The sequence below is a fragment of the Streptomyces sp. CNT360 genome, from assembly GCF_000424785.1.
Genome location: NZ_KE384243.1, coordinates 331736 through 355421, shown reverse-complemented (window position 1 = coordinate 355421; position 23686 = coordinate 331736). Strand labels below are relative to the sequence as shown.

General features: G+C 74.1%; 21 protein-coding genes, 1 tRNA gene and 1 other RNA gene. 8 read left to right on the top strand and 15 right to left on the bottom strand.

Going from position 1 to position 23686, the window contains the following annotated elements; all coding sequences use genetic code 11:
- Positions 1 to 40: 40 nt before the first annotated feature.
- Entirely contained in the window at positions 41 to 505 is a 465-nt protein-coding gene (locus H297_RS0127405) for a DUF6194 family protein (RefSeq protein WP_027739653.1), read from the bottom strand.
- A 61-nt stretch (positions 506 to 566) separates the two neighbouring features.
- On the opposite strand from H297_RS0127405, the gene H297_RS44620 reads away from it, so the two are divergent.
- Positions 567 to 1739 carry a MerR family transcriptional regulator gene (locus H297_RS44620; RefSeq protein WP_486589686.1) on the top strand — a complete coding sequence of 391 codons (1173 nt, stop codon included), beginning with the start codon at positions 567 to 569 and terminating at the stop codon, positions 1737 to 1739.
- 20 nt (positions 1740 to 1759) lie between these two features.
- Here the strand turns inward: H297_RS44620 and H297_RS38735 are convergent, their stop codons facing one another.
- Positions 1760 to 2554 carry a cobalt-precorrin-6A reductase gene (locus tag H297_RS38735; RefSeq protein ID WP_037795532.1) on the bottom strand — a complete coding sequence of 265 codons (795 nt, stop codon included), beginning with the start codon at positions 2552 to 2554 and terminating at the stop codon, positions 1760 to 1762.
- A 17-nt stretch (positions 2555 to 2571) separates the two neighbouring features.
- Between H297_RS38735 and H297_RS0127390 the strand changes: the two genes are divergently transcribed.
- Positions 2572 to 3687 carry a cobalt-precorrin-5B (C(1))-methyltransferase gene (locus H297_RS0127390; protein ID WP_027739652.1) on the top strand — a complete coding sequence of 372 codons (1116 nt, stop codon included), beginning with the start codon at positions 2572 to 2574 and terminating at the stop codon, positions 3685 to 3687.
- Between the two features lie 20 nt (positions 3688 to 3707).
- Here the strand turns inward: H297_RS0127390 and cobM are convergent, their stop codons facing one another.
- Both cobM and cbiE read right to left on the bottom strand, forming a co-directional pair.
- A complete protein-coding gene (cobM, locus tag H297_RS0127385) occupies positions 3708 to 4457 on the bottom strand; it encodes a precorrin-4 C(11)-methyltransferase (RefSeq protein ID WP_027739651.1) in 750 nt (249 codons plus the stop codon).
- Positions 4454 to 5824 (bottom strand): precorrin-6y C5,15-methyltransferase (decarboxylating) subunit CbiE, encoded by a 1371-nt coding sequence (gene cbiE, locus H297_RS38730; protein ID WP_078514651.1) that lies wholly within the window; start codon positions 5822 to 5824, stop codon positions 4454 to 4456. Before cbiE ends, cobM begins: the two co-directional genes overlap by 4 nt.
- Before the next feature lie 95 nt (positions 5825 to 5919).
- On the opposite strand from cbiE, the gene H297_RS0127375 reads away from it, so the two are divergent.
- Positions 5920 to 7773: a prolyl oligopeptidase family serine peptidase gene (locus tag H297_RS0127375; RefSeq protein ID WP_051352218.1), complete on the top strand. Its 1854-nt coding sequence runs from the start codon at positions 5920 to 5922 to the stop codon at positions 7771 to 7773.
- Here H297_RS0127375 and H297_RS38725 read toward each other — a convergent pair.
- From H297_RS38725 to ffs, 9 genes are all read right to left on the bottom strand, one after another.
- Entirely contained in the window at positions 7700 to 8587 is an 888-nt protein-coding gene (locus H297_RS38725; RefSeq protein WP_037795530.1) for an SURF1 family protein, read from the bottom strand. The genes H297_RS0127375 and H297_RS38725 overlap by 74 nt on opposite strands.
- 135 nt (positions 8588 to 8722) lie before the next feature.
- Complete coding sequence (locus tag H297_RS38720; protein ID WP_051352217.1) at positions 8723 to 9892, bottom strand: DUF4232 domain-containing protein; 1170 nt, start codon at positions 9890 to 9892, stop codon at positions 8723 to 8725.
- Complete coding sequence (locus tag H297_RS0127360) at positions 9889 to 10464, bottom strand: SigE family RNA polymerase sigma factor (RefSeq protein WP_199787269.1); 576 nt, start codon at positions 10462 to 10464, stop codon at positions 9889 to 9891. The genes H297_RS38720 and H297_RS0127360 overlap by 4 nt, the downstream gene beginning before the upstream one ends.
- A 460-nt stretch (positions 10465 to 10924) precedes the next feature.
- The gene (locus H297_RS0127355; protein WP_027739648.1) at positions 10925 to 12205 is read right to left on the bottom strand and encodes an aspartate kinase; all 1281 of its coding nucleotides are present in this window, start codon (positions 12203 to 12205) and stop codon (positions 10925 to 10927) included.
- A 310-nt stretch (positions 12206 to 12515) separates the two neighbouring features.
- Positions 12516 to 13187, bottom strand: coding sequence for a DUF5063 domain-containing protein (locus tag H297_RS0127350; RefSeq protein WP_027739647.1), 672 nt, complete (start codon positions 13185 to 13187; stop codon positions 12516 to 12518).
- Between the two features lie 48 nt (positions 13188 to 13235).
- The gene (gene recR / locus H297_RS0127345) at positions 13236 to 13835 is read right to left on the bottom strand and encodes a recombination mediator RecR (RefSeq protein ID WP_027739646.1); all 600 of its coding nucleotides are present in this window, start codon (positions 13833 to 13835) and stop codon (positions 13236 to 13238) included.
- Positions 13836 to 14025: 190 nt separating this feature from the next.
- Entirely contained in the window at positions 14026 to 14361 is a 336-nt protein-coding gene (locus H297_RS0127340; protein WP_027739645.1) for a YbaB/EbfC family nucleoid-associated protein, read from the bottom strand.
- Between the two features lie 166 nt (positions 14362 to 14527).
- On the bottom strand, positions 14528 to 17071 hold the full coding sequence (locus H297_RS0127335) for a DNA polymerase III subunit gamma and tau (protein ID WP_027739644.1): 2544 nt from the start codon (positions 17069 to 17071) through the stop codon (positions 14528 to 14530).
- Between the two features lie 140 nt (positions 17072 to 17211).
- Positions 17212 to 17306, bottom strand: an RNA gene (gene ffs, locus H297_RS40855) — signal recognition particle sRNA small type.
- A gap of 109 nt (positions 17307 to 17415) precedes the next feature.
- Here ffs and H297_RS0127330 point away from each other — a divergent pair.
- A tRNA-Ser gene (locus H297_RS0127330) sits at positions 17416 to 17500 on the top strand.
- A 51-nt stretch (positions 17501 to 17551) separates the two neighbouring features.
- On the opposite strand, the gene H297_RS0127325 is transcribed toward H297_RS0127330, so the two are convergent.
- Entirely contained in the window at positions 17552 to 18208 is a 657-nt protein-coding gene (locus H297_RS0127325; RefSeq protein ID WP_027739643.1) for a response regulator transcription factor, read from the bottom strand.
- Between the two features lie 321 nt (positions 18209 to 18529).
- Here H297_RS0127325 and H297_RS0127320 point away from each other — a divergent pair, with 321 nt between their 5' ends.
- The 3 genes from H297_RS0127320 to H297_RS38710 all read left to right on the top strand — a co-directional run bounded on the left by H297_RS0127320 (position 18530) and on the right by H297_RS38710 (position 22365).
- On the top strand, positions 18530 to 19288 hold the full coding sequence (locus tag H297_RS0127320) for a serine protease (protein WP_027739642.1): 759 nt from the start codon (positions 18530 to 18532) through the stop codon (positions 19286 to 19288).
- Positions 19289 to 19528: 240 nt separating this feature from the next.
- On the top strand, positions 19529 to 20428 hold the full coding sequence (locus H297_RS40525; protein WP_064744884.1) for a phosphatase PAP2 family protein: 900 nt from the start codon (positions 19529 to 19531) through the stop codon (positions 20426 to 20428).
- A 221-nt stretch (positions 20429 to 20649) separates the two neighbouring features.
- Positions 20650 to 22365: a phosphatase PAP2 family protein gene (locus tag H297_RS38710; RefSeq protein ID WP_078514649.1), complete on the top strand. Its 1716-nt coding sequence runs from the start codon at positions 20650 to 20652 to the stop codon at positions 22363 to 22365.
- On the opposite strand, the gene H297_RS0127305 is transcribed toward H297_RS38710, so the two are convergent.
- Positions 22320 to 22649 carry a hypothetical protein gene (locus H297_RS0127305; RefSeq protein ID WP_027739641.1) on the bottom strand — a complete coding sequence of 110 codons (330 nt, stop codon included), beginning with the start codon at positions 22647 to 22649 and terminating at the stop codon, positions 22320 to 22322. The two genes, H297_RS38710 and H297_RS0127305, sit on opposite strands and share 46 nt — an antisense overlap.
- Before the next feature lie 301 nt (positions 22650 to 22950).
- Between H297_RS0127305 and H297_RS43415 the strand changes: the two genes are divergently transcribed.
- Positions 22951 to 23343 carry a DUF3592 domain-containing protein gene (locus H297_RS43415; RefSeq protein ID WP_064744883.1) on the top strand — a complete coding sequence of 131 codons (393 nt, stop codon included), beginning with the start codon at positions 22951 to 22953 and terminating at the stop codon, positions 23341 to 23343.
- The last annotated feature ends 343 nt before the right edge of the window (positions 23344 to 23686 follow it).

Genomic DNA, 23686 nt, shown 5'->3' with positions numbered 1-23686 from the left:
GTCTCGTACCGGGGCAGTAGCGGCACGGGGCACCGACCGCTCATGTGCCGTCAGCTCCGCGGCGCAGGAACCGGCGCCGCGCGGCCTCGTGGGCGGACCGGAGCAGGGCGAGCGCGGTGGGGGCCGTGCGCGGGCCCGGGTTCACGACGGCGATCCAGGCGTGCGCCCCGTGGACGGGGTGGGGGAGCAGGACATCGGGGGTGCTGAAGTCGGCGGGGGCGGGCAGGGTTCCGGGGCCGGCGCCCAGGAGTTCGGTGAACGCGGCGCGCCCGACGTGGATGTTCAGGCGCCAACGCCCCGGCGGGTCGAGCACGGAGAGGGTGTCGCCGGGGTAGTCCTTCGTCACGGCGGTGGCGTAGGGCTGCGTGCGCTGCGGGACCTGCCCGTCGGGGGCGTAGTAGAAGAAGTGGTCGCCCCAGGCGATCTCGGGGTGGGCGCTGCCTTCGGTGGGGGCGAGTTCGAGGACGCCGTCGAAGCCGCGCACGGCGGCGAGGATCTGCTCCATACTCGCGCTGGGAGTGCTCATGCTTGAAGTGTGAGGTTGAAGTGCTTGTGGAGGGTTTCCGGTGACCGGTGCAGACGTGCAGGGCGGCCTGGAGGCCGACGGACGCGGTGTGCTCGGCACGGCAGACGTCTCGGCGCTCACCGGCTACTCGGCGCAGCAGGTGCGGGACCTGGAGGCGCGGGGTGTCGTCCCGGCCGCGCGCCGGCCGGCCAACGGGTACCGCCGGTTCTCCGCGCACCACGTGCGCGACCTTCGCGCCTACCGGGACCTCGCCCACGCGGTGGGACCCGTGGTGGCGCGGCGGGCGATGCGCGAGATCCGTACGCTGCCCCGCGCCGAGGCCCTCGCCCTGGTGTCCTCCTGCCACGCCGCGCTGCACCGGGAGCGGGACGAGGCGCTGGCCGCGCAGCGGGCGCTCCGCGCGGTGCGCGCCGAGGCGGAGACCGACGCGGCGCCGGCCGCGGCGGACACCATGACGATCAGCGAGCTCGCCGGAGCGCTCGGCGTGCGGGCCTCGACGCTCCGGTTCTGGGAGAAGGCCGGGCTCGTCTCGCCCGAGCGCGTCACCACCGCGGCGGGCGCGGCACGCCGGTATCCGCTGCCCGCGGTCCGGGAGGCGCGGATCACCGCCGCACTGCGGGCGGCCGGCTACCGCATCCCGGACGTGCACCGGGCGCTCACCGCGCTGCGGGACCTGCACGACGTCGGCCGGCCGCTCGACGCCCTGGAGTCGAGGATCGACGCCCTCGCGGAACGCATGCTCGCGCTCCTGCGTGCCGGTCCGACGCTCGCGGACATCATCGACGGGGCCGCCGGGGCCACCGGAGCCGACGGGACCACCGGGACCACCGGGGCCACCGGGAACGACGGAGCCACCGGTGGGACCGCCGGAGCCACCGGGACCACCGGGACCGCGGGGACCACCGGGACCACCGGGACCACCGGGACCACCGGGACCACCGGAGCCACCGGGACCACCAGGACCGCCGGAGCCACCGTTAGGACCGCCGGAGCCACCGGAGCCACCGGAGCCACCGGGAACGCCGGAGCCACCGGAACCGCCGGGACCGCCGGAGCCACCGGAACCGCCGGAGCCACCGGAACCGCCGGGACCGCCGGAGCCGCCGGAGCCGCCGGGAACGAGGGAGCCGCCGGGACCGCCGGAGCCGCCGGGAACGAGGGAGCCGCCGGGGCCGACGGAGCCGCCGGTGGGACCGCCCGCCCGGTGCCCTGAACCCGGCGTCCCCGGACCCGTCATTGCTGCGGGGCGCGGCCCTCCCCGAAGCTGCGCTCCGCTCCGGGACGGCCGGTCAGGAGCGCTTCCGCCGCCGCCTGAGCGCTGTGCACCACGCGCACCCCCTCCGGCACCGGCGGGCGGCGGACGAGGAGCACCGGCACCCCCAGTTCGCGGGCCGCCCGCAGCTTGGGGGCGGTGGCGGTGCCGCCGCTGTCCTTCGTGACGAGGACGTCGATGCGGTGGCGGCGCAGCACATCCCGTTCGCCGTCCAGGGTGAAGGGGCCCCGCGCGCACAGCAGCTCGGTCCGCGCCGGGACGGGCGTACCCGGCTGCGGCGGGTCCACGGAGCGGACGAGGAACCACAGGCCGGCGGTGCGGGGCCCGGCGAAGGCGGCCAGGCCCGTGCGTCCCGTCGTCAGGAAGACCCGCCGCCCCAGGGCGGGCAGCCGGGCGGCGGCGGCCTCCAGGGAGGGGACCTCGTGCCAGAGGTCGCCCGCGACGGGCACCCAGCCGGTCCGGCGGAGGGCGAGCAGGGGAACATGGGCGTGGGCCGCTGCCTCGGCGGCGTGGAAACTGATCGTCTCGGCGAAGGGATGGGTGGCGTCGATGAGTGCGTCCGCACGGTGGGTGCGCAGCCATTCCGCCAGCCCCGCGACGCCGCCGAAGCCGCCGATCCGCACCTCACCCGCCGGCAGCCGGGGGGCGGCCACCCGCCCGGCCAGCGAGCTGGTGGTTCTCAGGTCGGGCACGTCCCGCAGGAGCTCGGCAAGCTGCCTGCCCTCGCTCGTCCCGCCCAGGATCAGTACGTGCACGACGCCCGGTTCCCTCCGTGAGTGAGGCCGTCGGCGGGCGCGGAGCCCAGCTTCGGCGCACCGGTCTGCGGCCCGGCTGGACGACGGGCGCCTGTGCGACAGCCGCGACGACGGCCGCCTGCACCGCGCTGCTGACCGGCGAGTTCCCCGACCCGGTGAGCATCACGCTGCCGAAGGGCGAGACCCCGTCGTTCGCGCTGTCCCGCGAGCACCTGGGCCCGGGGTACGCGACGGCGGCCGTCGTCAAGGACGCGGGCGACGACCCGGACGTCACCCACGGCGCCGTCGTCAGCGCGACCGTGCGCCCCCTCGCACCCGGCGCGGGTGTCGTCTTCCGGGCCGGTACGGGCGTGGGCACCGTCACCCGGCCCGGGCTGCCGCTGGACGTGGGGGAGCCGGCCGTCAATCCGGTGCCCCGGCAGTTGATGCGCGAGCATGTGGCCCGCGTCGCGGAGCGGTACGGCGGCAGCGGCGACGTGGAGATCACCCTGGCGGTGGAGAACGGCGAGGAGATCGCCCGCTCCACCTGGAACCCGCGGCTGGGCATCCTCGGCGGGCTGTCCATCCTGGGCACGACCGGCGTCGTCGTGCCCTACTCCTGCTCGGCGTGGATCGACTCGATCCGCCGCGGCGTGGACGTGGCCCGCGCGGCCGGGCGGACCCATCTGGCGGGGTGCACGGGCTCCACGTCGGAGCGCACGGTGGTCGCCGCCTACGGGCTGCCCGAGGACGCGCTGCTGGACATGGGCGACTTCGCGGGCGCCGTCCTCAAGTACGTGCGCCGCCACCCAGTGGAACGGCTCACGCTCTGCGGCGGGTTCGCCAAACTGTCCAAGCTCGCCGCAGGCCACATGGATCTGCACTCCGAACGGTCCCAGGTCGACAAGGGCTTCCTGGCCGATCTGGCCCGGCGCGGAGGCGCCGGGGAGGCACTCGCGGCCTCGGTCGCCGAGGCCAACACCGGGCTGGCGGCGCTCCAGTTGTGCACCGCCGCCGGGGTGCCCCTGGGGGACGTGGTGGCCGAAACAGCGCGCGACGAGGCCCTGTCGGTGCTGCGGGGCGCGCCGGTATGGGTCGACGTCCTGTGCATCGACCGCGCCGGAACCGTGGTGGGGCGCAGCGCCGTGGCCTGACCCGCGGGTAAAGGGGAGGGTCAGCACACGTGCCGGTCCCGTTCCGCGGAGTACAGGTGGCTGTCGCGGAAGTGCTCGGCGGCCAGGGTGCGGCCCACCATGATGACGGCGGTCTTCGTCACCCCGGCACCGTGCACCTGGTCCGCGAGGTCTTTCAGGGTGCCGCGCAGGACGAGCTCGCCGGGGCGGCTGGCGAAGGCCACCACGGCGGCCGGGCAGTCGGCGCCGTAGTGCGGCAGCAGTTCGGCGACGACCTCGTCCACGTACCGCGCCGCCAGGTGCAGCACCAGCAGGGCGCCGCTGCGGCCCAGCGTGGCCAGGTCCTCGCCGTCCGGCATGGGCGTGGCCTGGCGGGCGACGCGGGTGAGCACCACCGTCTGGCCGACGGTCGGCACCGTCAGCTCCCGTTTGAGGGCGGCGGCCGCCGCGGCGAACGCGGGCACGCCGGGTACCACCTCGTACGGCACCCCTGCCGCGTCCAGCCGCCGCATCTGTTCGGCCACGGCGCTGAAGACGGACGGGTCGCCCGAGTGCAGCCGCGCCACGTCGTGCCCGTCGGCGTGGGCGCGGACCAGCTCGTCGGTGATGGCGTCCAGGTCGAGTCCCGCGGTGTCCACCAGCCGCGCGCCGGGCGGGCACTCGGCGAGCAGTTCGCGGGGCACCAGGCTGCCCGCGTACAGGCACACCCGGCAGGCGGCCAGGGTGCGGGAACCCCGCACGGTGATCAGGTCGGCGGCGCCGGGTCCGGCGCCGATGAAGTACACGGTCAACTCTCGTCTCCCACCGCTCCCGGCCTCCCGGCCTCGGCTCCCCCGCTCTCCTGCCCGGCGCCGCACTCGACGAGCCCGGCACCGTCGCCGCCGTCCCCCTCGGAGCCGTCCGCGGCGGGCTTGGTCACTGCCCACTGGGTCACCGGCATCGCCTGGCGCCAGCCGGTGAAGCCGCCCACGGGCACACCGTGCGAAACGGCCAGCCGCACCAGTTCGCCGCCGTGCCGCCGGTACCACTCCACCAGCAGCGCCTCCGATTCGAGGGTGACGGTGTTGGCGACCAGCCGCCCGCCCGCAGGCAGCGCCGCCCAGCAGGCCGCCAGCAGACCGGGGGCGGTCAGTCCGCCGCCGATGAACACCGCGTCCGGGGCCGGGAGTCCGGCCAGGGCACCCGGCGCCGTACCGGTGACGACGCGGAGCCCGGGGACCCCGAGCCGCTCGGCGTTGCGGGCGATGCGCGCGGCGCGCTCCCCGTTGCGCTCGACGGTCACCGCGCGGCACACCGGGTGCGTGCGCAGCCACTCCACCGCGATCGAGCCCGCACCGCCGCCCACGTCCCACAGCAGCTCGCCGGGCGCGGGCGCCAGCGCGGCCAGCGTCGCGGCCCGCACATGGCGCTTGGTGAGCTGCCCGTCGTGCTCGTACGCCTCGTCGGGCAGGCCGGGCACGGCGCCCAGCCGCGGCCCGCCCGCCGGGCCGCCGTCGCGGACGCACTCCACGGCGACGATGTTGAGGGCGTCACCCGGCGGATGCGGCCAGTCGGCTGCCGTGCCCTCGGTCACGCGCTCGCCGGGACCGCCCAACTGCTCCAGCACCCGCAGCCGGCTGGGGCCGAACCCGCGCTCCCGCAGCAGCGCGGCCACCTCGCACGGCGTGGCGGCCCCCGCGCTGAGGACCAGCACCTTCCGCCCCTGGTGCAGCACGGCGGCCAGCCGCGCCACCGGGCGGCCCACCGTGCTGACGACCTCGCACTCCTCCTGCGCCCAGCCCGACCGGGCGCACGCGTACGCGACGGAGGAGGGGTGCGGCAGCACACGGGGCACCGTCCCCAGGGCCCGGGTCACCGTGCGCCCGATGCCGTAGAAGTACGGGTCGCCGCTGGCCAGCACCGCGATCCGGCGTCCGGCGTGCGCGGCCAGCACCCCGGGCACGGCCGGGCCCAGCGGCGAGGGCCACGTCACCCGCTCCCCCGGGCACTCGGCGGCGGGCAGCAGGCCGAGTTGACGGGCGCCGCCCACCAGGACCTCCGCCCCGCGCAGCGCCTCCCGCGACGGCGCGGGCAGCCCCGCCCACCCGTCGGCACCGATGCCGACGACGGTCACACCGGCCGGCGCGGCGACGTCACGGCGGGGGGCGGGGGACGTCACGTGCGGCACCTCGGGCTTGCGGACAGGGGACGGCTGGAACCCTACTGTCCGCCTCCCCGCACCCCCACCACCGGTCCCGGTCCACAATGGGGCCCATGGATCCGAACGCACTGCCCGACCAGCCCGAGAAGGCCGCACCCGGCGGGGCCATGCCCGACTGGGAGAAGCGGTTCCGGGCGCCGCGCGTCTCGCTGCCCGAGTGGGCCGAGGACGCCCCCGACCGGTCGCTGTTCATCTCGAACGCGACGGGTACGTTCGAGCTGTACGCCTGGGACCGCACCACCGGTACGCAGCGGCAGGCCACCGACCGGCCGAACGGGACCACGGACGGCACCCTCACCCCCGACGGCGCATGGATCTGGTGGTTCTCCGACACCGACGGCGACGAGTTCGGCGTCTGGATGCGCCAGCCCTTCGGCGGCGGCCCCGACGTCCGCGCGGTCGAGGGCCTCGACGCCTCCTACCCGGCGGGCCTGGCCCTGGGCCGGGACGGCACCGTGGTTGTCGGGCGCTCCACCGACGAGGACGGCTCGACGATCCACCTCAAGCGCCCCGGCTCCCCCGCGCCCGTCGAGATCTACCGGCACACCGAGTCCGCGGGCGTCGGTGACCTCTCGCACGACGGCACGCTGCTGGTGATCGAGCACACCGAGCACGGCGACGCCATGCACTCCGCACTCCGCGTCGTACGGCCCGACGGCGCGACCGTCGCCGAGCTCGACGACAGCAAGGGCGGCACCGAGGAGCTCGGTTCGACCGTGCTCGGCTTCGCCCCCGTGGACGGCGATCCGCGGCTGCTGGTCGGCCACCAGCGGCGCGGCCGCTGGGAGCCGATGATCTGGGACCCGCTGACCGGCACGGAACGGGACCTGGAGCTGGACCTGCCCGGCGACCTGAGCGCCGAGTGGTACCCGGACGCCTCGGCGCTCCTGATCGCCCACAGCCACCAGGCCCGCGACGAGCTGTTCCGGTTCGACCTGGACAGCGGCGCCCTCACCCGCATCGACACCCCCGCCGGATCGGTGATGGGCGCCACCGCGCGGCCCGACGGCACCGTGGAGTTCCTGTGGTCGTCGGCCGCCCAGCCGCCGCAGGTCCGCTCCACCTCCGGGGCCACCGTGCTGGACCCGCCCGGGATGACGGCGCCCGGCTCGGTGCCCGTCGAGGACGCCTGGGTGGAGGGGCCCGGCGGCACCGTCCACGCCCTGATCCAGAAGCCGGCCGGTGACGGGCCCTTCCCCACCGTCTTCGAGGTGCACGGCGGGCCCACCCACCACGACACCGACTCCTTCGCCGGGCAGCCCGCCGCCTGGGTCGACCACGGTTTCGCCGTCGTCCGCGTCAACTACCGCGGCTCCACCGGCTACGGCCGCGCCTGGACCGACGCCCTCAAGCACCGGGTCGGCCTCATCGAGCTGGAGGACATCGACGCGGTGCGGGCCTGGGCCGTCGACTCCGGGCTCGCCGACCCCGACCGGCTCGTGCTGGCCGGCGGCTCCTGGGGCGGCTACCTCACCCTGCTGGGACTCGGCATCCAGCCGGAGGTGTGGGCGCTCGGCCTGGCAGCGGTCCCCGTCGCCGACTACGTCACCGCCTACCACGACGAGATGGAGGCGCTGAAGTCCATGGACCGCACGCTGCTGGGCGGCACCCCCGAGGAGGTGCCCGAGCGGTTCGAGGCGTCCTCCCCGCTGACGTACGTCGACAAGGTGCGCGCCCCGGTCTACATCTCCGCCGGGGTCAACGACCCGCGCTGCCCCATCCGGCAGGTCGAGAACTACGTGACCCGGCTCGCCGAGCGCGGCCACCCGCACGAGGTGTACCGCTACGACGCCGGGCACGGTTCGCTCGTCGTCGAGGAACGGATCAAGCAGGTCAGGCTGGAGATCGACTTCGCGCTCCGGCACCTTCCGGCGCAGGCTCCAAGGGATCGTCTCCCCTCGGCGTGACCGCGCCCGCGCCGGTGGTCTCCTCCTGCGAGGGCTCGCCCTCCGGGAGGAGACCGAGGGCGGCGTCCTTGGCCGTCTCCGCCTCACGGCGGAAGAAGCGGAACCACATGAAGACCACGAACCCGGCGAAGACGAACCACTGCGCCGTGTAACCCAGGTTCTGGAACGCCTTCATGTCCAGCCCGGTGCCCTCGGGCGCCGTCGGCGGCACCGGGCGCAGCGGCTGCTCGGTCCGCTGCTGGGTGATCCAGGCGTTCTCCACGCCGTACGGCACGACATTCACGAGCGAAGCCGCGCTGACGAAGCCGAGCTGGCCCTTCGGCAGCGCGCCCGACGCCCCGGCCCCGGCGTCGTTCTGCGACTCGGACACCTGGAGCACACCCTTGACGGTGACCTCGCCCCTGGGCGCCGCCGGCACCCGCGCGGGGTCCGGATCGCCGGGCAGCCAGCCCCGCACCACCGGCAGCGCCTTGCCGCTCTGCGGCCCGTCCGGGCGCAGCAGCGAGAGCACGTAGAAGCCGCGCTCGTCCTTGACGGTGCGGTCCGGCACCAGCAGCGGGTGCTCCGCATCGAACCGGCCCCGCACCTCGGCGGTGTGGCCCACGGTGCCCTCCGTCACCGGCAGCAGGGACGCCAGCGGCCGCGCCTTCTCATGGGTCGCGCTCTGCGACTGCGCCTGCTGCTCGTGGTGCCGGTCCACCCGGTCGTCGAACCGGCTCAACTGCCAGCTCCCCATGAACAGACACACCGGAATCGCCAGCACGGCGAAGATGTTGATCCCCCACCACCGCGGGGTCAGCAGGAACCGGTACACACCACCACGGTACGCCCCGGCCTGCGCACCGCTTCGTGAGGGCACCGCTGTCCCCGCGGGGCGCACCCCGCGGGGACGACGCATCCGGCCCCGCGGGTCCCGGCCCTGTCGGCCCTGTCAGCCCTGTCAGCCCTGTCAGCCCTGGGGGATGACGCCCGTGCGGTACAGGGTGCCGCCGGGACAGGTGCCCGCCAGGCGGGTGTTGGCGACGGGGGCGCCGCCCTCCGGGGTGTGGGAGACCAGCACGTCGGCGCCGCCGCCCGCGTCGCCGCCCCCGCCGTCGCCCTCACCGGGCGTACCGGTGCCGCCGTTGGAACCGTCACCGCCGCCGTTGTTCTGGCCGCCGTCACCGGGCCCTGTGTCCGGGCCGCCGGACGGCTCGCCCTCGTTCCGCCCGCCCTGCGGCGCCGGGGAGTTGCCGCCGCACGTCCCGCTCGGCACGAACGCGAACTTCACCACGTACGACTGCCCGGGCTGGAGCACGACCTCGTCGCGGGCGACCGCCGGATCGCCGAGCCCGGGGGCCGCGTCACCGGCCGTGTGGTCGACGACCGCCACCTGGCCCCGGGCGCCGCCCTGCAAGGAGGCGCCGACGACGCCTTCGCCCTCCACCGTGCAGGTGTCGCTGGAGACGTTGGCGACCCGGAAGCTGCCGTAGACGGTTCCCGTGCCGTCGGGGGACCCCGACTGGGCAAGGCCCCGCCCCAACTGGTCGCTGCCGCAGGCGGGCGCGCTGGCGCTCAGCGTCTCGTCCGCGCCGCCGCCGCTGCCGTCGGGCCCGCCGGAGGGCGAGGGGTGGGCGCCGTCGTCGTCCTTGTCGCCCTTGTCCTTGTCCTTGTCCTCGGCGCCGCCGTGGTCGTCCTTGCCCTTGCCGCCGTCCGCGCCGTCACCGGCCTCGGGGCCGCGCGTCTGGCCGTGGGAGCTGGCGGCGCTGACCGGATGGTCGTCGTCCCCGCCGCCGGACACCCCGCCGTAGAGGAGCACCGGCACCCCGACGGCCGCCACCAGCACGGCAGCCGCCCCGCCGACCATCGCCTGGCGACGGTGCGCACGCCGCGCGGGCACCGCACGGCGCAGGTGCTCCAGGGTGCGGTCGACGCTCTCGGGGGGCGGGTCGATGCCCCGGACGCTGTCCTGGAGGAGACGGCGGAACGCCTCCTCGTCGGAGCCGAGCGGGGACTCGTCGGCGAAGTCCAGGGAGATCTCGTCGTCGGACGAGCGGTCCGCCGCCGCCTTCTCGTGCTCGCCCCGGGGAGCGCCCGACCGGGGCTCTCTCTCCTCACGGGGCTCCTTGCCCTCAGTCATGACGCCGTCTCCATGGCGGTGCGCAGCGCGGCGATACCGCGCGAGCCGTACGCCTTCACCGAGCCGAGGGAGAGGCCGAGCACCTCGGCGACCTGAGCCTCGGTCATGTCGGCGAAGTACCTCAGCACCAGAACCTCACGCTGGCGCCGCTGCAAGCCGCGCATCGCCTGTATCAACTGATCCCGTTCGAGCTGTTCGTAGGCCCCCTCCTCGGCGCTCGCCATGTCGGGCATCGGCTTGGACAGCAGCTTCAGCCCGAGGATGCGGCGGCGCAGCGCCGAGCGGGAGAGGTTCACGACCGTCTGCCTCAGATAGGCGAGGGTCTTCTCGGGGTCGCGGACACGCTTGCGGGCGGAGTGAACCCGGATGAACGCCTCCTGGACGACGTCCTCGCAGGAGGCGGTGTCGTCCAGCAGGAGCGCCGCGAGCCCGAGCAGGGACTTGTAATGGGCGCGGTAGGTCTCGGTCAGATGGTCGACTGTGGTGCCCGATGCCATTGCCTCGTCAGCGTCCCCACGCTGTGCGAGCGGGCGCGCAGGCCGCGCGGCGGACCAGGGCGCGATCACCGGCATGCCGCCGGCCACCGGAAGCCCGCCGGCGCGCGCCGCGGGGCCGGGTCGGCCAGGGGCCGTTGCGATTCCGAGTACCTCTGCCACGCCTGTTTGACACGTTTCCCCCCGTCAGGGTTGTACGCGACAGGCCATGTGCCGGGAAACACACCGCATGTCGTCATACACACATCTCTCAGTCTTCACACGCACCCCGTTCGGCGTCCCGTTCCTCCGGTCAGTCTCCCGTCCTGTGTCCCGCACTCCCCCAGCGCGGTCCCGGGACGGGCCCGGAAGGGACAAAGACGCTCCCCGCCGCCTGCCGGTTGCAGGGGCGGGGAGCGTCATTGTCCGTCAGCGGGTGCCGCTGTGGCCAGGGGCCCGGCGCACACACCGCGCACGCAGGGAGCACACACCACCCACACACCGGCCCGCAACAGGCGTGCGCGCAGCGACCGGTGGCGCCCCTCGGCGCACCGGCTCGTCAGCGGCCGGTGCCGCCGTAGACCACGGCCTCGTCCGATTCGCTGTCCAGCCCGAAGGCCGAGTGGACCGCGCGCACCGCGTCGCCCACCGCCTCCTCGCGGGTCACCACCGAGATGCGGATCTCCGACGTGGAGATCAACTCGATGTTGACCCCGGCGTTGGACAGCGCCTCGAAGAACGTCGCCGTCACACCGGGGTTCGTCTTCATGCCCGCACCGACGAGCGAGATCTTCGCGATCTGGTCGTCGTAGCGCAGCGAGTCGTACCCGACACTGCCCTGCGCCTTCTCCAGCGCCGAGATCGCCTTCTTGCCCTCGGCCTTGGGGAGGGTGAAGGAGATGTCGGTCAGACCCGTGGCCGCCGCCGAGACGTTCTGGACGACCATGTCGAGGTTGATCTCCGCGTCCGCGATGGCGCGGAAGAGCGCCGCGGCCTCGCCCGGCTTGTCCGGCACCCCGACGACCGTGACCTTCGCCTCGGACGTGTCGTGTGCCACACCCGAGATGATCGCCTGCTCCATCGACTCTTCCCCTTGCCCGTCCGGCTGCTCGTTCGTGACCCACGTACCCCTCAGGCCGGAGAAGGACGACCGCACGTGGATCGGGATGTTGTATCGGCGCGCGTACTCCACACAGCGGTGCAGCAGCACCTTGGAACCGGACGAGGCCAGCTCCAGCATGTCCTCGAAGGAGATCCGGTCGATCTTCCGCGCCTTCTTGACCACCCGCGGGTCGGCGGTGAAGACACCGTCGACGTCCGTGTAGATCTCGCAGACCTCGGCGTTCAGCGCCGCCGCCAGAGCCACCGCAGTGGTGTCCGAACCGCCGCGGCCCAGCGTGGTGATGTCCTTGCTGTCCTGGGAGACGCCCTGGAAGCCGGCGACGATCGCGATGTTGCCCTCGTCCACCGAGTCCTTGATCCGCCCCGGGGTGACATCGATGATCCGCGCCTTGTTGTGCGCGGAGTCCGTGATCAGACCAGCCTGGCTGCCGGTGAACGACTGCGCCTCGTGCCCGGAGGATTTGATCGCCATCGCCAGCAACGCCATGGAGATGCGCTCTCCGGCGGTCAGCAGCATGTCGAACTCGCGCCCGGAGGCAACCGGAGACACCTCTGAGGCGAGGTCGATCAGCTCGTCCGTCGTGTCACCCATCGCCGAGACCACCACGACAACCTGGTTGCCGTTCTTCTTGGCCTCGACGACTCGCTTGGCGACACGCTTGATGCCTTCGGCATCGGCAACGGAGGAGCCGCCGTACTTCTGCACGACAAGGCCCACGTCTGCTCGCTCCTCGAAATCATTTCCCGGGACCCCGGCGCTCCGCGCGACGCTGCCCGGAAGGAAGGGATCCACTGATCGGCTCAGTGTAACGACCGGGCGGGTTCCGCACCCGCCCGGCGAAACCCCTGCCCGCCGCGCCACGGATGACACGGAAACGTGACCCTGTTCACGAAGTTCACGAACTCCGCCCGCGGACACGGAAGGCGCAGGACGCTTCCGCGTACGCGAACGAAGGGCCTGTGGGACTTTCCACCGAGGATGGTGCGAGAACGGCCCGGCCGCGCGGAGGCCGGTCGACGCGGGTGGCTCAGGCTTCCTTGAGGCCGAGCGGTACGCCGATCTCGGCGGCCATCACCGCGCCCGCCTCCGCCTCCAGGAGACCGTCACCGTCGTCGTCGCCGGCGGCGCCGCTGTCGGTGTCGAGGCCGTTCAGCTCGTCCAGCGGCTTGTCCAGCCGCACGTGGACCACCAGCGACTGGAGGGCGCGCAGCGCGGCCGAAGCGGTCGGCCCCCAGTTCGAGAGGTAGGAGAACTGCCACCACCACAGGGCCTCGCTGACCCGGCCCTCGCGGAAGTGCGCCATGCCGTGCCGCAGATCCGTCACGACGGTCGCCAGGTCGTCGGAGATCCGGCACGCGACCGGCGCCGACCGCGGCTCGTACGGGTCGAAGACCTCCGAGTAGACGTCCACCGGGTCCAGCAGCGCGGCCAGCCGCTCGCGGAATTCGTCCACGTCCGGCTCCGGGCCCACGTCCGGCTCGTACCGCTCGTCCGGGACGATGTCCTCGTGCGCGCCCAGCCGGCCGCCCGCCAGCAGGAGCTGCGAGACCTCCAGCAGGAGATAGGGCACGGCGCTGTCCGGCTCGTCGCCCTTGGCGACCTCCGCGACAGAGACGAGAAAGCTCTGGATCTGGTCGCCGATCTGGACGGCGAAGTCGTCGGGATCCTGCGTGATGGCGTTCAACGTCGCATCGGACATCGGGCAACCTCTCCCCTGCGCTCGCACTTACGGAGCTCCCCGCCAAGCTCACACGTCAAGGAGCCGCCTTCCCTCGAAGGCCCGCCCCAGGGTGACCTCGTCCGCGTACTCCAGGTCTCCCCCCACGGGCAGCCCGCTCGCCAGCCGCGTCACCTTCAGCCCCATCGCGGAGACCATCCGCGCCAGGTATGTGGCCGTCGCCTCGCCCTCCAGGTTGGGGTCGGTGGCCAGGATCAGCTCGGTGACCGTGCCGTCGGCGAGGCGGGAGAGGAGTTCCCTGATCCGCAGGTCGTCGGGGCCGACACCCTCGATGGGGCTGATCGCCCCGCCCAGCACGTGGTACCGGCCGCGGAACTCACGCGTCCGCTCGATCGCGACGACGTCCTTGGGCTCCTCGACCACACAGATGACCGACGGATCACGGCGCGGGTCCAGACAGACCCGGCACTGCTCCTCCTGCGCGACGTTCCCGCACACCGCGCAGAACCGGACCTTCTCCTTCACCTCGGTCAGCGCGGCGGCGAGCCGGCGCACGTCCGCGGGCTCGGCCTGCAGGATGTGGAAGGCGATCCGCTGCGCGCTCTTGGGACCGACGCCGGGCAGTCTGCCCAACTCGTCGATCAGGTCCTGGACCACGCCTTCGTACACGGACGGCTCCCGCCTGCGCTCGCTGCCCGGGCCTCGGGCCCGGGCAGGTCTCGTTCTGTGAGTACGTTAGTGGCCCGTACGGGCCACCACTAGCCACTGCCACCGACTGCCGGACCGGACCCGGCCGGCCCGGGAGCCCCGCCGCTCCTTCGGCCCGTCGGCAGAAGGCACAGCGACTCGCAGCAGCAGGTCAGAACGGAAGGCCCGGCATGCCGCCCATGCCCTGGGCGAGGGGGCCCAGCTTCTGCTGCTGGAGCTCGGCAGCCGCGCCGTTCGCATCCCGAACGGCTGCCAGCACCAGGTCGGCGAGGGTCTCGGTGTCCTCCGGGTCGACGGCCTTCGGGTCGATGACCAGACCCTCCAGCTCACCGGAACCGCTGACGGTCGCCTTCACCAGGCCACCACCCGCCGTGCCCTCCACGGACGTCTCGGCCAGCTCCTGCTGCGCCGAGGCCAGATCCTGCTGCATCTTCTGCGCCTGCTGCAGCAACTGCTGCATGTCGGGCTGCCCACCACCGGGAATCACGATCGGATCGCTCCTGGCTCACTAGACGCCGTACTGAACGTCTCCGAGCCTACGTGCTCCGCTCCGGCACGGCGCCCCGCCCCGGACGATCCCCGGGCGCCCGCCCCACCCGCCCCCTACCAGGCCGCCCGTGGGTCACTCATATGCCAGCATGCGCCACCCATGGTCACTCGTGCTGGAACTCCTCCACCACCGTCGCCCCGAGCTCGCGGACGATCAGATCGTGGCCGGAGAGAGCCGAGTCGTCGAGGTCGGGATCGTCCTCGGCAGGCATGTCGTCCTCCAGCCCGAATCCCGAGGCCGACGCGGACGAGGACGGGGACGGTGCCGACGGCACGGAACCGGCCGACGGCGCGGGCGAGGGCCGGGACGGGGGCGGGGTGGCAGGGCTCGCGTGCGAGGGCTCCGGCTCCGCAGCAGGGGCCGGCACCGCAGCGGACGGCGGGACGGCGGCCGCAGCAGGCGCCGCGGGCTGCCCCGCCCCGCCGGGCGCCCCCTGCGCGGGCTGACCGGCCGACCACTGCTGGGGCGGTCCCGCCTGCGCCGGGGCCGCCGTCGCGCTGCGGGCGCCCGCCGCCGGGCCTGGTGCGCCGGGCCCGGTGCCGAACCCGGAACCCGGCCCGCTAGGGCCCCCGGGACCACCGCCCCCGGGACCGCCCCCGCTGCCGCCCGCCCCGCCGGAGGGGTCGACCAGCGCCTCCACCTGCCACTGCACACCGAGCGCATCGCTGAGCGCCTGGCGCAGCACTTCGTCACTGCCGCCGTTGGCGAAGCTGTCGCGCGCACCGGCGTTCGGGAAACCGATCTGGAGGGTCTTCCCGTCGAAGCCGACGACCTGCGCGTTCTGGCTCAGCAGGATCCAGGTGAAGCGGCGCCGGTTCTTGACCGCCTCCAGGATCTGCGGCCACATCTGCCGGATCTGCGCGGGATCGCCCCCGCCGCTCGCCGGTGCCGGGGCCGACGCGGGCGAGGGGGCGGGCGCCGAGGCCGACGAGGGAGCGGGCGCCGACGACGCCGGGTCCCCTCCCGTGGGGGAGGCGGACGGCGCACCGCCGCCCGGGGCCGTCGCACCGGGCCACGCGCCAGGACGGCGCCCGGACTCCGCGGGCGCATCCCCGTGACCGCCGTCACCGGATGCGGCGGCCCCGGGTGCGGCGGCCCCGGGTGCGGCGGTCCCGGGTGCGGCGGCGCCCTGTCCCGCGCTGCCCTGCCCTGTGCCACCGGGTGCCGCGGTGCCGGGTGCCGCGGTGCCGGGTGCCGCCCCGGGTGCCCCGCCGCCGGGTGCGGTGGCACCGGGCCAGGCGCCGGGGCGACGTGCGGGTTCGGCCGCGGTCGGGCTGGACGGAGGCGGGGCCGTGCCGGATACGCCCCCCGCGTCGGCTGAGGCGGGGGGCGGCACCGCTGGCGCCCCGGCGCCGGACTCACCCGCTTCGGCCCCCGCGCCGACCGCGGCGCCCTCGGGAGCGGAGGCACCACCCGGGGGGGCACCCGGGGTGCCACCCCCAAGGGCTCCGGCCCCAACTCCCGCACCTGTTCCCGTTCCCGCGAACGCGATGCCTCTCTCCAGCCGGTCGAGCCGGGCCTGGACGGACCTCTCGTCGCCGTACGCGGCGGGCAACAGCACCCGCGCGCAGATCAGTTCGAGCTGGAGGCGGGGGGAGGTGGCACCCCGCATCTCCGTCAGCCCCGTGTTGACGAGATCCGCGGCGCGGCTGAGCTCGGCGGCGCCGAAGACCGAGGCCTGGGCCTGCATCCGTTCGACGACGTCCCCCGGCGCGTCGATCAGCGTCTTCTCGACGGCGTCGGGAACGGCGGCGAGGATCACCAGGTCCCGCAGCCGCTCCAGCAGGTCCGCCACGAACCGGCGCGGATCGTGCCCGCCCTCGATGACGCGGTCCACGATCTCGAACGCACGCGCGCCGTCGCCCGCGGCGAAGGCGTCCACGACCTCGTCCAGCAGCGCGCTGTCCGTGTAGCCGAGCAACGCCGTGGCCATGGCGTACGTCACACCGTCGGCCCCCGCGCCGGCGAGGAGCTGGTCCATGACGGACATCGAGTCCCGGACGGAACCGGCTCCGGCCCGCACGGCGAGCGGCAGCACCGCCTCGTCCACGGGAATCTGCTCGCGCGCGCACACCTCGGACAGGTAGTCCCGCAGCGTTCCCGGCGGAACCAGCCGGAAGGGGTAGTGGTGCGTGCGCGACCGGATGGTCCCGATGACCTTCTCCGGCTCCGTCGTCGCGAAGATGAACTTCAGGTGCTCGGGCGGCTCCTCGACGACCTTGAGCAGCGCGTTGAACCCCGCGGGGGTCACCATGTGCGCCTCGTCGACGATGTAGATCTTGTACCGGCTGGAGGCCGGCCCGAAGAAGGCCTTCTCCCTCAGCTCGCGGGCATCGTCCACACCGCCGTGCGAGGCGGCGTCGATCTCGATGACGTCGATCGACCCGGGCCCGTTCCGCGCCAGGTCACGGCAGGACTGGCACGTGCCGCAGGGCGTCGGCGTGGGCCCCTGCTCGCAGTTGAGGCAGCGGGCCAGGATCCGCGCGCTGGTCGTCTTCCCGCAGCCACGCGGACCGCTGAAGAGGTACGCGTGGTTGACACGGTTGTTGCGCAGCGCCTGCTGAAGCGGGTCGGTCACATGCTGTTGCCCGATGACCTCCGCGAAGGTCTCGGGGCGGTAGCGGCGGTACAGGGCGAGGGACGACACACCCCCGACGATATAGGCGCGCACCGACAAGTGACGCCCACCCGTGAACGGCCGCCCTCACGAGGCGGCATTCGCTTGCCACGGCACCCGGTGAGAGATGGCCCACACCCGCCGGGCCCCTGTCCGGTCACCCGGCCCACGCAAACGCCCCCCACGCACCCGCCAGAGCCGACCTACCCTTGCTGCCTTCCGGCCCTGGGGGAGTTCAGTCAGATAGCGCCACGTGAGGGGCTGACGCCAGCCTACCCGATCCCCCGACCCCCCGACGACCTCCCTCCCCGCCCACCCCCACCCCCCGGAGACGTGTTCGCGAGCACCCCTCGACGTCTTGTATTGTTTGCGGCGGAGGATTCGCCTAGTGGCCTAGGGCGCACGCTTGGAAAGCGTGTTGGGGGCAACCCCTCACGAGTTCGAATCTCGTATCCTCCGCCCAGCCTCACCGGGCTGCACGTAGGGCCCCACCGGTTCGCCGGTGGGGCCCTACGTCGTGGGTGGGGTCAGTCCGGCGTCGTGGGTGATGAGGGCGACCTGGGTGCGGTTGGTGGCGTCGAGCTTGGTCATGATCCGGCTGAGGTGGACCTTGACCGTGGACGGGCTCATCAACAGGTCGGTGGCGATCTCGGAGTTGCTGCGGCCCCGGGCGACCGCCACGGCGACCTCGCGCTCCCGAGTGGTCAGTTCCGCCATGCGTGAGCGTGCCCGCGGGGCGGCTGCGCCGGCGGCGAAGGTGGCCAGCAGCCGGGTGGTGATGCGCGGGGAGAGCATCGCCTCACCGCGCGCGAGGACGTGTACCGCGCCGGCCAGTTCGCGCGGCAGGGTGTCCTTGAGCAGGAACCCCGCCGCGCCCTGTTGCAGTGCGGCGTGGACGTACTCGTCGACGTCGAAGCTGGTGAGGACGGCGACGGCGGGCGGGTCGGGAAGCGCGGCGAGTTGCCGGGCGACCTCCAGTCCGTCGACGTGGGGCATCTGGATGTCGGTGAGCACCACGTCCGGGCGGTGCCCGGCCACCAGCTCCAGTGCCGCCGAGCCGTCACCGCCTTCGGCCACCACCTCGATGTCCGGGTCGGCTTCGAGGATCAGCCGCAGCCCCTTGCGCACCAACTCCTCGTCGTCGAGCAGAACCACCTTCACGGTCACTCACGCCACCACCTCGTCCGCGTACGGGCCACATCGCCCGGCACACGCTATCCACCGTCGGACCCGCGGTCGTCCCGCAGCACGATCCGGCCGGTGGGCCGTACGACTTTCGGGCACGGCCGGTCGAGCGGAGAGGGGGACGCGGCGAGGGTGCCGGCCGGCACAGGATCGACGGTGTCGGGTCACAGCCGGTACCCCGCGTCGTCGGCAGCGCCCACGGTGTTGCAGCCGTCGCAGCCGTTGCGTGTGACCGGCCCGTGGACGAGACAGCCGGGGACGACGCGGCAGTCGAGACAGACGAGACGAGACGCAGGAGGACTGATGATCAAGCGAGGCAAGGCGGCACTGTGCGCTGTGGCGGGGGCGGTCACGCTCACTCTGGCAGGGGCACCGCAGGCATCGGCGATCATCGGCGGGCACGACGCCACCTCGTCGTACTCGTTCATGGCGAGCGTGCAGAAGGACGGGCACCACTACTGCGGAGCGTCCTTGATCAAGCGGGACTGGATCGTGACCGCCGGGCACTGCACGGTGAACGTCAAGCCCAAGCAGCTTTCCGTGCGGGTCGGCGACCGCGACCGCACGAAGGGCGCCGAGGCGGAGGTCACCAAGGTCGTGGCCCACCCGCACTTCTCCTACGAGCCGTTCCGCAACGACGTGGCCGTCATGAAGCTGGACCACCCCGTGGACGCGAAGCCCGTCAAGCTGGCTGCCGACTCCGGTCCTGCGGGTACCAAGACCCGGATCCTGGGCTGGGGGATGACCTGTGAGGACGGCAGCGAGTGCCCGAACCCGCCGAAGCGGTTGCAGGAGCTGGACACCGAGCTCGTGCCCGGCGACCGGTGCAGCGAGAACTACAACGGGGACAACGAGCTGTGCACCGACAGCCCCACCAAGAACGCGCAGGCGTGCATCCTCGACTCCGGCGGTCCGCAGCTCAAGGGCCGTCCCGGACACTGGGAACTGATCGGGGCGACCAGCCGCGACGGCGACAGCGACCCCAAGTGCGCCACCGGCCCCGGCATCTACACCGACCTGACCGCCCACCGCGACTGGATCGAACACGCCACCGCGAAGTGAGCGGCGACGCCTCCGTCCGGTCTCGCCGGGCGGGCAGGCAGCAGGGCCCCACCGCCGAGGCGGTGGGGCCCTGCGCCGTGGCAGCGGACCAGGTCCCTGGCTCGGGGCGAGAACGGATCAGGCCGGTGGCGTCCGGGGCACGGAGCCACCCGCGCAGCCGCCTTCCGGTCGCACGGGGGGTGCGGGGCCGGTCTACTGGGTTTCGAGGTCGTGCCCCGAAGCTGCCGAAGGAGCCCACCGATGAGCGGGCAGTTCTCAGTGTCGCCGTCCGGGACTCCGGGACCGTACGAACCCGTGCGGGCCCGGCAGCCGTGCTGGGAGGCGGACGAGGGGCAGGGCGAAGGTCCCGTCGAGGGCGGCGCACCGGAATCCGTGGACCCGCGGCGGCTGCTCAGGCATCTCGCACCGGTGTCCGTACCGCTGCCGCAGGGCAGCGAGGTGCGGCAGCGGGAGGAGGCGCCGCGGCGGATGCCCCTGCGGCCGCTGGGTGTCGGGCTGTCGGTCAGCCTGACGCTGTTCGCCGTACTGACGTACCTGGCGCTCGGCGTGGACGCGGGTGTCGTGGACCGGCCCGCGCTGGACGAGGCCGTACGGCACCGGGCGGCGCCGTGGGACGGACCGATGACGGTGGTCTCGCAGGCGTCGGAGGGTCCGCTGCTCGCCGTCGCGCTGCTGGCGGCGCTGTGGCTGTCCTGGCGCCGCGGTTCCTGGCTGCCGCTCGCGCTGGTGGGGGCGACGGGGACGCTGGCCGTCGCGATGGCGACCGTCGCCAAGGAGGTGACGGACCGGACGCGGCCGCCCGCACGGCTGTGGGCGGTCCACGAGGACGGCTTCTGCTTTCCGTCCCGGCACACGGTGATCGCCACGGCCGTGCTGCTGGTCCTGGCGTACGTCGCGGCGGCCGGGATCGCCTCCCGTGCCGGGCGTGCGGCGCTGTGGGCGGGTGCGCTGCTGCTGTGCCTGGCGGCCGGGGCCAGCCGCCTGTATCTGGGGGTGCACTGGCCGACGGACGTGGCGGCGGGCCTGGCCCTGGGCGTGGCCGCCGCGCTGGTGGTGCTCACCGGGTACGCGGCGTGTGCCGCCCGCTCCCCTTCCCGCGGTGGACATGAGGGCCCGGCGCCAGGCGCCCCGCCGGAGTGAGACCCCTCACCTCACCCGCCGGGTGCGTCGTGTGCGGTGCCGGGCATGAGGGATGCTTCCGGCAGACCCGGGTACGGAACAGCCGGTACGGACGGGCCGGTACGCCGCGACCCGCAGGGACGGGCCGGTGGGAGCCGGCGGAGACCGATGCGGCATGCACGTGCCGTACCGCGGAAACCCGGCCGGTTCGGCGCACACGACACAAGCGAGGGGGCACCCCGATGGAGACGCACCGGCGGCCTTGGCCCGCCAGAGTCCGGGCCGCCCGGACTCTCGGGGGCGGACGGGTTCTTGCGGGGGGACGGTCCCGTACGGCGCGGCGCGCTGCCGGTCGCCCCGGCAGGGTGCGGGTACCGGGCGGTGCGGGGGCGACCGGGGCGCGGGCGACCGTCCGCGGCAAGCTCAGCGAATGGGACCGCGCCCTCTTCCGCCGGGTGGCCGTCACCGACTGGCCGCGTGCGGAGGGCGTGCTGCCGCGGCTGAGCCGTACCGCCGACCACAGCAAGCTGTGGACGGGGGCCGCCGCGGCGATCGTGCTCTCGGGCATCGGCGGCCCGCGGGCCCGGCGCGGGGCGCTGCGCGGGCTGGCCTCGGTGGCGCTGGCGTCCGCGACGGTCAACACCCTCGCCAAGGGCGCCTTCGGGCGCAACCGTCCGGTGCTGGACGACGTGCCGGTGATACGGCGGCTCAAGCGGCTGCCGACCAGCACGTCGTTCCCGTCCGGACATGCGGCGTCGGCCGCCGCGTTCGCCACCGGGGTGGCGCTGGAGTCGCGCGGCTGGGGTGCGGTGGTCGCCCCGGTGGCGGCCTCGGTGGCCTTCTCCCGGGTCTACACCGGTGTCCACTACCCGAGCGACGTCCTGGTGGGTGCCACGCTGGGCGTCGCGGCCGCCTTCGGCGTGCGGACGGTGCTGGAGGCGCGGCGCCGGGTACCTCCGGCCCAGGCGCTGGTCGAGGCGCCCGCGCTGCCCGAGGGGCGGGGCCTGTCGGTGGTGGCCAACCCCGGTTCCGGGTCCGCGGCGTTCGTGGAGGAGGTCACCGGGGCACTGCCCGCCGCGCGGGTGACCCGCTGGGACCCGGACACGTGCGGGCTGCCTGAGCTGCTCGCCAAGGAGGCCCAGCGCGCGGCCGAGGAGGGCGGCGCCCTGGGTGTCTTCGGCGGGGACGGCACCGTCAACGCCGCGGCCCGCGCCGCCCTCCACTGCGGTGTGCCGCTCGCGGTACTGCCCGGCGGCACCCACAACCACCTGGCCCTCGACCTGGGCATCGGTACCTGCGGCGACCTGGCGAGCGCGGTCTCCCAGGGCCACGCCATCGCCGTCGACGTGGCACGCTTCGGCCCGCCGCGCAGCGCGGGCGCGCCCGCCGGGGGCGGTACGGAGGGAGGGCCGGACCCGGACGCGCGGGAGCCCGGCTATTTCGTGAACACCTTCAGCCTCGGCGCGTACGGCGACCTGGTGGAGGTGCGGGACCGCTGGCGGCAGCGGATCGGCCCGTGGGCGGCCGGGCTGATCGCCGCGGTGCACGTCCTGCGGCACTCGCGCCCGTTCGAGGCCCGCATCAACGGCCGCACGCGGTCGCTGTGGCTGCTGTTCGTCGGCAACTGCTCGTACCACACGATCGGTGGCGGGCCCGGCGGCGCGCGCCGGTTCAACCTGGCCGACGGCATGCTCGACATCCACCTGGTCAAGGCCGGCCGCTGGGCCCGCACCCGGCTGGTGGCCTCCGCGCTGGCCGGTGTCCTGCACCGCTCGCCGGTGCACGCCGCCTCACGCGGGCGCCGCCTGCACCTGACCGGCGTCCCGGAGGGCACGCTGTGCTCGTACGACGGCGAGGCGGCGCCCTCGCCCACGGCGCTGCTCATCGACAAGCCCGCCACCCCGCTGACCGTCTACCGGCCGCTGCCGGCGTGGCTCAGCGGCCGCCCGCTGACCTGAGCCCACTGGTCCTCGGGCCTGCCGTCGGCCCGAGGACCCGCCTCCGTTCCGTCCAACCGCCCCCGCGCGCCGGGCGGCCTCCGGGACGAGCCGGGCACCCCCGGCCGCGTCGTCAACGGCGGAGACGGCGCCGCGACGGTGAAGTCCTTGCCCTGAATCGCGACGGCCGTGACCTGGGGGGCGTTGTCCCTCGGCCCGCCGGTGACGGCGCCGACGACGCGCGCCGCATCGACGCCCGGCCCCTCGGACAGAGCGAGCCTCTCGCCCACCCCGTTCGTCAGCACGATGCGGCTCCCCGCGCGGACGGGGAAGCCGCGCCGGGCGAGGTCGCGAGCGACGGGGGCGCCCAGCGCACCGGTACCGGGAACGGCGAGGGCCTGGTGCGTGCCCTGGCAAGGCGGAGGGAAGCGCCGACGAGGAGCGTCCAGCCGCCCTGTCCGGGATCCTCTTCGCTCAGCGCACAGGCCAGCTACGCTTGCTCAGCAGCCGGGCGCTCCGGCCGGGAATTACTGCCCGTCGACGCGGCGTCAGCTTCCACGGCGGAGGTGCACGGGGAGCGCACCGAACATCCGTGGGGAGGCCAGGGTGTGGATTGCGATATGTCTGCTGGCCGGTCTGTTAGGGCTGGGGGCCGGTATCCGTGAGAGCGTGATCCAGCGCCGTCTCCAGCGGGAGGGGATCAGCGTCAGCGGCCTGGTGGTGCACCACCAGGTGCGGAGCGGTAAGGACGGCCCGGTCCACTTCGCGGTGATCGAATTCGTTGACGCGCTGGGCCGTCGGCAGACGTTCCAGGCCGGTCTCTCGGGGGTCAAGGGCCTGCCGGTGGGCGGTGAGGTTCCGGTCCGTTACCTTCCCGACGCCCCGGAGAACGCGCGCATCGACCTCAGAGGCAGGCGCATCCATGAGACTGCCTTCTCTTTCGTCATCGGTCTCCTCATGCTCACGGCCGGGGTGTGGATTCTCGCCACCGGCCGGTGAGTCGGCCCCGGGATCTCCCGGATGTGAGTCAGGGGCCGGGCCGGTCCCGCGAAGCTGAACAGCTGTCGACGGATCCCCGCAGGACCACGACCGGTGACCGCCCGACCAGATCCGCGCAGCACAGGAATCGGGCCTCCCACCTGACTCCGGGCCACGATCCCGGCAGTCCGCCCGGAAGGCAGCCGGCCGAACGGAGAGCGGGACGATGTCCACCGGGTGGCCGCCCCGCCTCGCCACGTGCCGGTCCACGGAGAGGCGGTCGTCCCCGGGCGCCGTCCAGGTCGTCGGGCCGGGCCTCCGGTCTTCGGACCCGGCGTCGCCGAGCCGGCGCACGGGGGCGGAC

Bases quoted from the DNA above. Each gene is read 5' to 3' on its own strand.
- H297_RS0127320 (WP_027739642.1), top strand. From the start codon at position 18,530: ATGATCAAGCGAGGCAAGGCGGCACTGTGCGCTGTGGCGGGGGCGGTC.
- H297_RS0127405 (WP_027739653.1), bottom strand. From the start codon at position 505: ATGGAGCAGATCCTCGCCGCCGTGCGCGGCTTCGACGGCGTCCTCGAA.
- H297_RS0127375 (WP_051352218.1), top strand. From the start codon at position 5,920: ATGGATCCGAACGCACTGCCCGACCAGCCCGAGAAGGCCGCACCCGGC.
- H297_RS0127360 (WP_199787269.1), bottom strand. From the start codon at position 10,464: ATGCCGGTGATCGCGCCCTGGTCCGCCGCGCGGCCTGCGCGCCCGCTC.
- H297_RS38720 (WP_051352217.1), bottom strand. From the start codon at position 9,892: ATGACTGAGGGCAAGGAGCCCCGTGAGGAGAGAGAGCCCCGGTCGGGC.
- H297_RS40525 (WP_064744884.1), top strand. From the start codon at position 19,529: ATGAGCGGGCAGTTCTCAGTGTCGCCGTCCGGGACTCCGGGACCGTAC.
- H297_RS0127350 (WP_027739647.1), bottom strand. From the start codon at position 13,187: ATGTCCGATGCGACGTTGAACGCCATCACGCAGGATCCCGACGACTTC.
- H297_RS38710 (WP_078514649.1), top strand. From the start codon at position 20,650: ATGGAGACGCACCGGCGGCCTTGGCCCGCCAGAGTCCGGGCCGCCCGG.